The following is a 12,153-nucleotide window of genomic DNA, read 5'->3' on the forward strand; positions in this document are numbered from 1 at the left end:
TACTAATGATTAAAAAATCTTATACAGGTAATTATAAACAACAACACCATCAAGGCACTTAAAATATAATTACTGTTTTTTGAGAATGCACTGGTCTTTTGTTCCATTTTATCAAAGTAGAATACATAAAGATACATGGCCAAAAAAGTGCCGCCCCCTGCGGCCAGTATAAACACGATCTCATCCTCCAAGGCATAGGTCATAAAACCTTGCCCGTGAAACACCGTGTTCAATCCACTATAATACGGTATTGCCAATAAATTGATCAGTGCCAAAAAAACGCCCCTGGAAAAGCTGTTCCGTTTTTTTCCCTCTACCAAAACAATTTCTCTATGACGTTGCTTTCTTCCTTTTATAAAAAAGAAAATAGCCAATACAAAAAACAATACGATGGCTATCTGCAACAGCACCTCTATAACATGCTGGTTTCTTAATATATACTTTGCGATCCTAACGGCCACATAGGTCTGCATCATTACCGCGACCGCGACCCCAAGACCGAACATAACCCCGTTCGCTTTTCCTTTTTCCACACTGGCTTTAGCGGCATTCAAATTAAGCAGCCCAGGTGGTAACGATGCCAAAAAAGCAGCACCAAAAGTAAAAAAGAGCAAAGTTATTATCTGTTGCATATAATCAGTTTACCCTAAACTTCACATAGGTTATAGGCTTCCCTTTTTCAAGATACTGATTTTCATAGAAAGTTTGAATTTCAAGAACTTCTTCAGGACTCCCCTCGTTCTTGTATACATCATGATTGGCATAAATAACCTCAAGACCAAGACCGTGCAGAAGACCTAGGGTATAACCATGCATAAACTCGCTGTCCGTTTTTAGATTGACGGTTCCCGTAGGGTTCAATATTTTTTTATACTTATTTAAAAACTCCTTATTGGTCATTCTGTGCTTGGTACGTTTGTATTTGATTTGAGGATCCGGAAAGGTTATCCATATTTCGGACACCTCGTTTTCACCGAACAAAAGGTCTACCAATTCTATTTGCGTTCTTAAAAAAGCAACGTTGGGCAAATTTTCTTCCAACGCCGTTTTTGCTCCTCTCCAAAACCTGGCGCCTTTAATATCTATACCAATAAAATTCTTATCCTTGTATTTTCTTGCCAGGCCAACCGTATATTCACCTTTGCCACAGCCCAACTCCAAAACAATTGGATGGTCGTTTTTAAAATGTTCGTGCCAACGACCTTTTAACGAAAAACCTTCTTGAATTTCTTCTCTGGTCGGCTGAATGACATTCTTAAAGGTTTCGTTTTCCTTAAATCTCTTAAGTTTATTTTTACTTCCCACAATTGTACCTTTCTAAAATGGCAAATCTAAGAAAATTGCAGAGTGTACTTATTGTTATGTAGCAGTATTTTGGCTTTTGCTTTTTTCTAGGGTAAAGGAGAATTCAGAACCTACGTCTTTTGAACTTTCTACGTAAATCTTTTCGCCGTGCGCCTCTATTACGTGCTTAACGATGGACAGGCCCAAACCGGACCCCCCCTCTTTTCTGTTTCCACTTGGGTCTACCCTATAAAAACGTTCGAACAAACGGTGAATATGCTGTGCCGGAATGCCTTCCCCATTGTCGGTCACCCTTACGATCACCTTGTTCTTGATCAAATTTTCAACGCTTACTTCTGTAGTACCGTTATTATTGCCATACTTAATGGAGTTTACCAAAAGGTTGGTCAATACCTGTTGAATTTTTTCTTTATCGGCATAGACCATAATAGGCTCATCATACGCAAGATCAAACGTTAATGCAATATTTTTCTTGGCAGCCTTCATTTCAAGAAGGTCAAAAACATTTTGAATCAGTTCAATAATATTAAAATCACTTTTTTGTAAGCTAAGTTCGCCTACCTCTAACTTGGTTATCAGATCTAGATCCTTAACAATATAGATAAGTCTATCTACTGCCTTATTGGCTCTTGAGATGTATTTTTTTCTAATATTCTTGTCCTCGATGGCACCGTCTAGTAGTGTCTCTAGATAACCTTGTGCCGTAAATAAAGGTGTTTTTAATTCGTGGGATACATTACCCAAAAAATCTTTTCTATACTCTTCTCTGATCTTTAAGGTGTCTATCTCTATTTTTTTGTCATGGGCAAATTTTTCGATCTCTGCCGTAAGGGTACGCATATCTGTGGTAATGGGGTCGGGAGCAAGAGAACTGGACTCCAATAAGGCCACATCATCGTAAATTTTTCGAATACGCTTGTATATAAAACGTTCTATTCGAAACTGTAAGAAAACAAAAGACCCTAGAAAAACAATTACGGTGGCCAACACCAACAACGGCCAATTTAGCATTTGAAATTGCCAAAGTAACACTCCAAAAACCAAAAAAGTCAAGAAACCGATGAACAATGCCGAACGAAAGGCAAACCTGTATGATTTTCTTGAACGTACCGCCATTAAAGAACAAACTTATACCCTACACCTTTAACCGTCTTAAAATGGTCTTCCCCGATCTTCTCCCGTAATTTTCGAATGTGTACATCAATGGTACGACCACCAACCACTACCTCATTGCCCCATACTTTGTCTAAGATTACCTCTCGCTTAAAAACTTTACTGGGTTTTGACGTCAGTAAGGCCAAAAGTTCAAATTCTTTTCGAGGTAAAATTATTTCCTCTCCTTTATTAACGATCTTGTACTCCTCTCTATTGATAACAATATCACCTACTTTGGTTATATCCTCTTGCGGAGCGTCACCTTTTACCATTCTTCTGAGTAAGGCATTTACCTTACTTACCAAAACTTTTGGTTTAATAGGTTTCGTAATATAATCATCTGCCCCTGCATCAAAACCGGCAACCTGTGAGTAATCTTCTCCCCTAGCCGTTAAAAAGGTAATAATGGAATGCTCCAGACCTGGCGTTTTGCGCATAATCTCGCAAGCTTCTATACCATCCATCTCGGGCATCATCACATCCAATATAATAAGATGGGGCTGCTTTTTTTTGGCTTTTGCAACACCGTCCGCACCATTTTTGGCCGTGATTACTTCGTAGCCCTCCGCGGACAGATTATAACTTACAATCTCTAGAATATCCGGTTCATCATCGACCAACAATATCTTAATATCCTTCTTTTTCATGGTTTAAAGTGTGAGGTTATTTTACCAAAAGTACAGATAATCCAATTACCATAAAGTGGCTTAACGTTGATTTAATGTAGTAACGTTTAGGTAACATTAATAAAATAAAGGTTTAATATGGGCATAACCCCACATTTACCTTCTACCAGTTTCTTTGCGGTGTTCAACAAACGGGTGTTTCACAAACGCCCAAAACAATCAATTAATGAAACTAAGTAGTAACACAATGAAAAAATTAATTTTCTCTTTATTGACAATTGCGTCATTTGCTCTTGTCTCATGTAGTAGTGATGATAATGATCCTATTATAACGGATGACGACCCAGGAGAATCTACTGGAGAAGTAATAACCCTAACTGGTGTTTTAACAGAAGACCAAACATGGGAGGCCGAGAACATTTATATACTAGACGGCAGGGTAGTTGTAGATGAAGGTGTTACTCTTACCATCGAGGCCGGTACCATAGTTAAAGGTGAAGAAGGACTTGAGTCTCTTGCCTCTGCTCTCGTAATTGACCAAGGTGGTAAACTGATAGCTGAAGGAACCGCTAGTAAACCAATTATATTCACTTCTGTATTGGACGGCATCTCACAAGGTGAGACCACAGGTACTCTTGGGGCCGGCGACACCGGTCTTTGGGGAGGTATCATTATTTTGGGGAAAGCCCCTATCTCTGTAAACGGAGACCTTGAGACCGCTCAGATAGAAGGACTACCAGCCGATGAGTCTTATGGACAGTACGGTGGTTCAGATCCTGCCGACAACTCTGGTATCCTTAAATATATATCTATCCGTCATGGTGGTATCACTATCGGGCAGGATAACGAGATCAACGGTCTTACCCTTGGTGGTGTAGGTTCCGGTACGGTTATAGAAAACATAGAAGTTGTTGCCAACCAAGATGACGGTATCGAATGGTTCGGTGGAACCGTAGATGTTACCAATGCTTTGGTTTGGTCTCAAGGCGATGACGGTTTCGATGCCGACCAGGCTTGGAGCGGTACCCTATCGAACGGTGTGGTCGTAATGGGCGGTGAATCCGGTACAGGTCTTGAACTTGACGGTCCGGAAGGTAGTGCCACCACAGAAGGCGGTTTTACCATGGAGAACATTACCCTTATCGGTGCAGGAACTTCTAGTAAGTACGCTGACCTAAGAGATGGACTTATCGCCAATCTAAACAATGTTTTGGCATATGGTTTCGCAGCAGAATCAACAGTAAATATCAGTGGTGAAGATTCGGCTACCGAACTTGCCGCCGACCGTATCACCTTCTCTAACTGGGAAATGATTCTTCCTGAGGGAATGGTTATCGGAGACGTTTTTGCTGGAGATTATAACGAAGGTGACGAAACTAAATTCACAGACAATGCCACTGCCGTAGGAACAGGAACTACCGGAGCCGATATTGATGTATTCTCATGGACTTTGGCAGCTAGTAAACAAGCGATCGCCGTTACCCCTACAGGAATCAGTATTACAAAAACAGGCGTTATCAACTCAAATGAAACCTGGACAGCTGAAAATATATATATATTAGACGGTAGGGTAGTTGTAAACGAAGGTGTTACTCTTACCATCGAGGCCGGTACCATAGTTAAAGGTGAAGAAGGACTTGAGTCTCTTGCCTCTGCTCTTGTAATCGACCAAGGAGCTAAGCTAATAGCTGAAGGAACCGCTAGTAAACCAATTATATTCACTTCTGTATTGGACGGTATCTCACAAGGTGAGACTACAGGTACTCTTGGTACTGCAGATACCGGTCTTTGGGGAGGAATCATTGTTTTGGGGAAAGCCCCTATCTCAGTAAACGGAGACCTTGAGACCGCTCAGATAGAAGGGTTGCCCGCCGATGAGGCATACGGACAGTACGGTGGTTCAGATCCTGCCGACAACTCCGGTATTCTTAAATACATATCTATCCGTCATGGTGGTATCACTATCGGGCAGGATAACGAGATCAACGGTCTTACCCTTGGCGGTGTAGGTTCCGGTACGGTTATAGAAAACATAGAAGTTGTTGCCAACCAAGATGACGGTATCGAATGGTTCGGTGGAACCGTAGATGTTACCAATGCTATCGTATGGTCACAGGGTGATGACGGTTTTGATGCCGACCAGGCTTGGAGCGGTACCCTTTCTAACGGTGTAGTCGTCATGGGCGGTGAATCCGGTACAGGTCTTGAACTTGACGGACCTGAAGGTAGTGCCACCACAGAAGGCGGTTTTACCATGGAGAACATTACCCTTATCGGTGCAGGAACTTCTAGTAAGTACGCTGACCTAAGAGATGGCCTTATCGCCGACCTAAACAATGTTTTGGCATATGGCTTCGCGGCAGAATCAACAGTAAAGATCAGTGGTGCGGATTCGGCTACCGAACTTGCCGCCGACCGTATCACCTTCTCTAACTGGGAAATAGTTGTTCCTGAAGGAACTACACTAGCCGATACTTTCGCTGGTGACTATACCGCCGGAGATGAAACCAAATTCACAACTAACGCTACCGCAATTACAAGTGCTACAGAAGCAAGTGAAGGTGTAGGTGCCGATCTATCGGTATTTTCATGGGCCTTGGCTTCTAGTGAATTAGAATAGTAATACAGTAAAAATTACTCAAAGAAAAATAGTGTCCAAAGGCTTAGAAATAAGCCTTTGGACTATTTTATTAAATAATTGAGCCTCATAAACTTAAACAAAATGCTGAAAAAAATTCTCTTTGCAACCTCCTTTGTTCTTACACAGTGGTGTTTTGCTCAAACTGGGACCATATCGGGAAAAATGATGGACGGTGAATTTAACGATGTACTCCCATTCGCCAATGTCTTAATACAAGGCACAACGATAGGTGCATCTTCCGACTTTGACGGAATCTACTCTCTAGAGGTTGAACCTGGCACCTATACGGTTGTCTTTTCTTATCTCGGTTATACCTCAAAAGAAATAACAGGTGTTGTGGTCGAAGCCGATAAAACGGTCGAAGTAAATGTAACACTAGAACCGGCATCTTCGCAGTTAGATGAAGTAGTTGTAACGACCACGGTAAGCAAAAACACGGAGGCTTCCGTATTAAACCTTCAAAAAAATTCGGTTACCTTAATGGACGGATTATCACTAGAGGCCATGAAAACCGCGGGTGCAAGTAACATTGCCTCGGCCATTAAAAGTGTTCCGGGCGTATCTGTACAAGATGGAAAATACGTGTTTGTTAGAGGTTTGGGAGACCGTTATACCAAATCTATTTTGAACGGAATGGACATACCTGGTTTAGATCCGGATAAGAATACCGTTCAAATGGATATCTTTCCTACCAATATTCTAGAAAATATAATAGTACTTAAATCTGCAGCGGCCGAATTACCTGCCGATTTTACAGGTGGTGTAGTAAATATCGTTACCAAAGATTTTCCTACCCAGAAACAAATGTCAATTTCGGCATCTGTTGGATATAGCCCCAAAATGCATTTTAATGACAATTATGTTTCCTATGAAGGTAGTGGGACCGATTTTATAGGTTTTGACGATGGAATGAGAGATTTGCCCATTTCCAAGGATACTGATATTCCAAACCCGTCCAATTCTGCAGAAAATGGCAGTTTAGAAGCTATTACCCGTTCTTTTGACAAAACATTGGCTACGGAACGTAAAAACTCTAAACCTGATTTTAGTTTAGGTTTCAGCTATGGCAATCAGTTTAATGTAGGCGAAGACAACAAACTTGGTTTTATTGCTTCTATAGATTACAAGAATTCAACTACCTTTTATGAGGGTTTTGAAAATGGTATCTACCAAAAAAGTCCCGATAGCAATGTCAATGAGCTACGTTTTGACAGAAAACAACAAGGGGATCTAGGCTCTAACAATGTGTTGGCCTCTATACTGACCGGACTATCTTATAAAACAGGAAAATCAAAATATAAATTAAACCTGTTACATATTCAAAATGGAGAGTCAAAAGCAGCTTTTTTTAATCAAGAAACACAACTTTCCAACAATATCAATGTAAATAAAGATAATTTGGAGTATTACCAACGTTCGGTATCAAACATTCTGCTTTCGGGAAAACACACTTCTGAAGATGCTTCTTTTATTACCGAGTGGAGCCTATCGCCTACCTTGGCCAAGGTACAGGACAAAGATGTAAGGTTAACCACTTTCATCATAGACCCTGACGGTTTCTCTATAAGCTCAGATGCCGGGTTTCCACAACGTCTTTGGAGAGACCTTGAAGAAGTGAATGCCGTTGGAAAAATCGATTTTTCGAAAAGTTATGAGATGTTCGGCAACAAATCTATGCTCAAGTTCGGAGGCCTCTATAGTTACAAACAAAGAGAGTACGATATACAGAACTACAACATTGCCTTTCGTAATTTTACGACCTCAGATCTAAATGGTGATCCAAATGCAATTTTGGCCGATGAGAATATATGGACGCTAGATAGCAATTCGGGTGCATACATTAGAGGTAATTTTCAACCGGCCAACAGTTATGACTCTGACCAGACCACCATAGCGGGCTATCTATCCAACGAATTTAAATTTTCTGAGAAATTCCGTGCCATCCTCGGTGTAAGGGCAGAACAGTTTACTACCCACTTTACAGGACAGAACAATACCGGTACCGAAATTTATGACAATGTAAAAACCATAGATAAACTCGATTTCTTTCCTTCCGCTAACTTAATTTATGGATTTAAAGAAAACGTAAACTTTAGGGTCTCCTATTCTAAAACTACGGCAAGACCAAGTTTCAAAGAACTTTCTGTAGTACAGATCACCGATCTATTAACAGGTAGGCTCTTTATTGGTAATACAGACCTGACACCTACCTACATCGATAATTTTGACTTTAGATTCGAGGTTTTTGGCGACAGGGCACAAATGGTAGCTTTCAGTAGTTTTTACAAAAAATTTAAAGACCCGATCGAAATCGTTGCATATAGCAATGTAGCACCAAATCAAATTACACCGCGCAACTCCCCTTCGGCAGATGTATTCGGATTTGAATTGGAGGCACGTAAAAACTTCGGGTTTATTTCCGAAGGCCTTAGTGACCTTAGCCTTAACCTGAACGTTTCTATTATCGAGTCTAAAATTGAAATGGCCAAAGGAGAAGACCAAGAATATGAAACAAGACAGATTTTTGCCAGAGACGGTGAAACTATCGACGATACAAGACAGTTACAAGGGCAATCGCCTTATCTAATAAACGTAGGCCTTAACTACAGCAATAGGGAAAGCGGTTTTGAAACCGGACTATTCTACAATGTTCAAGGAAAAACATTGGAGATTATTGGTTTTGGGCAAAATGCGGATGTATTTATACAACCCTTCAACAGCTTAAATTTTAACATCTCAAAAACTTTTGGAGAAGAACAACGTTCTAAAGTTAGCTTTAAAGCAAACAACCTACTTGGCGATACCAGAGAGAGTTTGTACGAATCTTTTGGAGGAATCACCAATCGTTCTTCCTATAGAGATCCCGGAATGGCATTTTCTTTAGGTTACAGCCTATCTTTTTAAGAAATACCTTCTTTTATTATCAAGAAAGCCCGCTCAAAGCGGGCTTTTTCACCTTTTGTCGAAAAATTGCAAGAAAGCACTGTATCCAATTGACTTTCAGACACTATAATTCCTATATTTGTGGCATAGCATTTGTAACCAGCTATATATGAAGCACATTTACCTGATTATTTTCTTTTTCTTTTTTTCTTTTAGCTATGGGCAAAGTACCCATAACAAGGGGGACATAGAAGGTTTTAGCATGTATCCGAACCCTGTTACGAACGGTAAGGTGTACATTTCTACCGCCACTAATAATCCCAAAGAAATCTTGATTTATGATGTCTTGGGAACCCTAGTACTAAAGACCACTATTCTGGGTAAAGAATTACGTCTTTCAGATTTGGATGCCGGGGTATATGTACTACGTGTATTTGAAAAGGATAAAATGGTTACTCGTAAACTAATTATCAAATAGTTAGCACCCCTATTCCTTTTATCACCAAATCGATTATCGGTAAATAAAACCGATGAAATGCCTATCGTAAATTATTGACATACAAAATTTTGCCGTTCACAACATTTTTAAGTGCATGGTATAACAAATGGATACTTTTATGGTGTTGATCCCAAATCAATACCCAATGAAAAAACTCTACTTTATCCTACTTATGGGTCTTACCCTTTCTGTATACGGACAAGATTCTATCGATTTTCGAAACCTGAAAAATGATGAAATTTCCGGTTTCAAACTATACCCTAATCCAGCTACAGCCGATATTGTCCATATAACTACGGAACAAAACAGCCTCAAGACCGTCCGTATTTATGATGTTTTTGGAGAATTGGTACTTACGGATAGAATTTCAAACAAATTATTGGATATCTCACGTCTTTCGCCAGGTGTATATGTTGTACAGGTTACCGAAAATCAAAAATCAATCAACCGAAAACTAGTGGTCAAATAGGATTATCTAGCAGGCACCAAAATCTTTGCAAGACCACGATAATTACCTGCACATTTCTATAGTGTTCTGTACCTTTGCTGCAACTTGTAGCATACATGAACAACAAAGATATTTTTAATATTGATTCGGATAAAGATTTCTTGTCCATCACCTTGGACACCTTTCTGTATCAATACTCCCATAATACCGTTTACAGAAAATATTGCGACCTTCTTAAGGTAGACCCCAAAAAAGTCAAGGGTTTAAAAGATATTCCCTTTCTACCCATACAGTTCTTTAAAGACCACAAAATCGTTAGCGACACTAACACTCCTGAAGTCACTTTTACCAGCAGCGGTACCACAGGAAGTACTACCAGCAAACATTTTGTAACGGACCTTTCTTTATACGAAGAAAGCTATCTAAAAGCTTTTACCAAATTCTACGGATCACCAAAAGACTATTGCATACTAGCTCTTTTGCCTTCGTATCTAGAACGTACGGGATCATCGTTAATATATATGGTGAACGATCTAATAAAGCGATCAGAACACCCTAAAAGTGGCTTTTTTCTTAACGATTTTGATAAGCTGAAAGATTATTTGACAGCTTTGAACGACCAACAAGAAAAAACCTTGTTGATCGGTGTGTCTTTTGGTCTTCTCGATTTTTGTGAACAACATCGATTAAAGCTGAACAACACCATTGTTATGGAAACCGGTGGTATGAAGGGCAGAAGAAAAGAACTAATACGAAAAGAACTGCACGAGATACTACAACAAGGGTTCGGTGTAGACAGCATACACTCCGAATACGGAATGACAGAGCTTCTTTCACAAGCTTACTCAAAGGGTAACAGCCTTTTTGAATGCCCGCCTTGGATGAGAATTATGATCAGGGATACCGAAGACCCCTTAACTATTTTACCGAACGGCAAAGTTGGCGGAATCAACGTAATTGATCTGGCAAACAAGAATTCTTGTTCTTTTATAGCCACTCAAGATCTGGGGAAAATATACGATTCTGGAAAATTTGAAATTCTTGGAAGGTACGACCATTCCGATATTAGAGGTTGTAATTTAATGGCGCTCTAGTCCGTTACCAGACCGTAATACAGACCAGGGCCATCGCAGGCCATCCAGGTATTTGATATCAAGGTATCGGAAATGAACATCAATTCTTCTTTATTGTCAGCCGTACAGCTGCCTGCCAGTTCTTGCCCCGTGGTATAGGTAAGTTCCAAATAATCTATCTCATCATTGTCATACTCCACCATTTGAAACGTACCGCTAGCTTCAATGGCTATACTGTCTCTCACCGAACTTTTATAAAAAGAACCATCAGGATTAAAAATATAATACTCTTGCCATTCCATTTCATCGTCCATGATAACGGAATCGGCCATACTACCCGTCATTTGTTGCAACACCCATTTTTGGCTTGTAAAACTTAATTTGGTCTTTTTTAAGACCAAATCATCGCTCGTACATCCAAACAGGACCAAAACGGCCAATAGTATCAATGGTATATTTTTCACAATCGAATTTCAATAATTCAACTATAAGATACCAAAATAATTTGATAGTTGCGTTAAGCAAACGTGAAGTTTTACAGCCCCAATATCTTGGCATCTACAAAAAAGGTGGTATTTACCTCCAATTCATGATCTGAGCTCAACAGTTCGTCTGTAACAGTATTTAAACGCAACATAAACTCATCCTGTTTAATATACTCCTTTAAATCTGTGTCTACCGTATCTAGATTAAGGGTGTTGCCAGAATTTTCTGGAACTTCGTTTAAAGATGCAATTTTAATTTCTTCCAAGCCGTCCGCAGAAATAAAAACCTCTATAGAGTTCAGAAAACTAAAATCGGCACCATCGGGGGAGATAATTATCATTTCTAACTCGGTAAGTTTTATCTCTTCTATAAGATCCTTTCTAGTGTCATTTACCTCAAATTTAGATTCTGAGTTGGTCTCCGTCTCCGGGGTAAATACATCAAAAGGTAAATCTATACCCGTTGAGGAAGGTATGGTTACATTTTGACTGTAGTTTATATCGAATTTTGTGAGTTCGTCCAGCTTATCACAACCCGTGATACAAATAATAAAAAACAATAACAAAAGAACATTCTTGTACATAGTAGATAGTTATAGTTACACAACGCACTTAATGTAACTATATTGGACAAGGTATACGGAACCTATGGTCTAATAAAATAATAAGTTACCTCATCATCGGCAATATCGGGGTCATCTAGATAAACAAGTGTCAATTGATTGCCCCGCACATTGAACTGATAAGCGGTATCATCAGCAAAATCCATGATAAAACCTTGTCCACCATAATAGTATACCCCTTCTTTTTTAAAAAAATTATGTTCAGAATTATGAGTGACCGTAAGCGAGCCTTCTTCCGTATCGAAAAGAATATGGGTCTGCGAAAAATCAATTTCCGTGTCAAAAGAACAATAACACCTAATATCGGATAAAACCCATTCTCCTTCTAGGGCAACATCGTCCACGGCAGGGTCATCATCCTCAACACAGGCCACGAAAAGACACATTAAGACAATCAGTAGTATTTTTTTCATAC

Annotated in this window: 12 protein-coding genes; 5 read left to right on the forward strand and 7 right to left on the reverse strand. The window is 39.6% G+C overall.

Annotated features, from left to right (window positions below):
• Nucleotides 1-2: 2 nt before the first annotated feature.
• From J8L85_RS01190 to J8L85_RS01205, 4 genes are read right to left on the reverse strand one after another with little or no spacing between them, the layout of a single operon-like run.
• A complete protein-coding gene (locus tag J8L85_RS01190; protein WP_211013877.1) occupies nt 3-632 on the reverse strand; it encodes a LysE family transporter in 630 nt (209 codons plus the stop codon).
• A 4-nt stretch (nt 633-636) separates the two neighbouring features.
• Nucleotides 637-1,305 carry a tRNA (guanosine(46)-N7)-methyltransferase TrmB gene (gene trmB / locus J8L85_RS01195; protein ID WP_211013878.1) on the reverse strand — a complete coding sequence of 223 codons (669 nt, stop codon included), beginning with the start codon at nt 1,303-1,305 and terminating at the stop codon, nt 637-639.
• Nucleotides 1,306-1,359: 54 nt separating this feature from the next.
• On the reverse strand, nt 1,360-2,421 hold the full coding sequence (locus J8L85_RS01200; RefSeq protein ID WP_211013879.1) for an ATP-binding protein: 1,062 nt from the start codon (nt 2,419-2,421) through the stop codon (nt 1,360-1,362).
• Complete coding sequence (locus J8L85_RS01205; protein ID WP_211013880.1) at nt 2,421-3,107, reverse strand: response regulator transcription factor; 687 nt, start codon at nt 3,105-3,107, stop codon at nt 2,421-2,423. Before J8L85_RS01205 ends, J8L85_RS01200 begins: the two co-directional genes overlap by 1 nt.
• 226 nt (nt 3,108-3,333) lie before the next feature.
• On the opposite strand from J8L85_RS01205, the gene J8L85_RS01210 reads away from it, so the two are divergent.
• From J8L85_RS01210 to J8L85_RS01230, 5 genes are all read left to right on the forward strand, one after another.
• Complete coding sequence (locus J8L85_RS01210) at nt 3,334-5,706, forward strand: hypothetical protein (RefSeq protein WP_211013881.1); 2,373 nt, start codon at nt 3,334-3,336, stop codon at nt 5,704-5,706.
• Between the two features lie 102 nt (nt 5,707-5,808).
• Nucleotides 5,809-8,631 carry a TonB-dependent receptor gene (locus tag J8L85_RS01215; RefSeq protein WP_211013882.1) on the forward strand — a complete coding sequence of 941 codons (2,823 nt, stop codon included), beginning with the start codon at nt 5,809-5,811 and terminating at the stop codon, nt 8,629-8,631.
• A 148-nt stretch (nt 8,632-8,779) separates the two neighbouring features.
• Complete coding sequence (locus tag J8L85_RS01220; protein WP_211013883.1) at nt 8,780-9,088, forward strand: T9SS type A sorting domain-containing protein; 309 nt, start codon at nt 8,780-8,782, stop codon at nt 9,086-9,088.
• Nucleotides 9,089-9,254: 166 nt separating this feature from the next.
• The gene (locus J8L85_RS01225) at nt 9,255-9,578 is read left to right on the forward strand and encodes a T9SS type A sorting domain-containing protein (RefSeq protein WP_211013884.1); all 324 of its coding nucleotides are present in this window, start codon (nt 9,255-9,257) and stop codon (nt 9,576-9,578) included.
• A 95-nt stretch (nt 9,579-9,673) separates the two neighbouring features.
• The gene (locus tag J8L85_RS01230; protein WP_211013885.1) at nt 9,674-10,651 is read left to right on the forward strand and encodes an acyl transferase; all 978 of its coding nucleotides are present in this window, start codon (nt 9,674-9,676) and stop codon (nt 10,649-10,651) included.
• Here J8L85_RS01230 and J8L85_RS01235 read toward each other — a convergent pair.
• From J8L85_RS01235 to J8L85_RS01245, 3 genes are all read right to left on the reverse strand, one after another.
• Entirely contained in the window at nt 10,648-11,094 is a 447-nt protein-coding gene (locus J8L85_RS01235; RefSeq protein WP_211013886.1) for a hypothetical protein, read from the reverse strand. The genes J8L85_RS01230 and J8L85_RS01235 overlap by 4 nt on opposite strands.
• 71 nt (nt 11,095-11,165) lie before the next feature.
• On the reverse strand, nt 11,166-11,699 hold the full coding sequence (locus J8L85_RS01240) for a hypothetical protein (RefSeq protein ID WP_211013887.1): 534 nt from the start codon (nt 11,697-11,699) through the stop codon (nt 11,166-11,168).
• Between the two features lie 62 nt (nt 11,700-11,761).
• Nucleotides 11,762-12,151: a hypothetical protein gene (locus tag J8L85_RS01245; protein ID WP_211013888.1), complete on the reverse strand. Its 390-nt coding sequence runs from the start codon at nt 12,149-12,151 to the stop codon at nt 11,762-11,764.
• Nucleotides 12,152-12,153: the final 2 nt, after the last annotated feature.

This window comes from Maribacter sp. MMG018, from assembly GCF_018100785.1.
Classification (GTDB): Bacteria; Bacteroidota; Bacteroidia; order Flavobacteriales; family Flavobacteriaceae; genus Maribacter.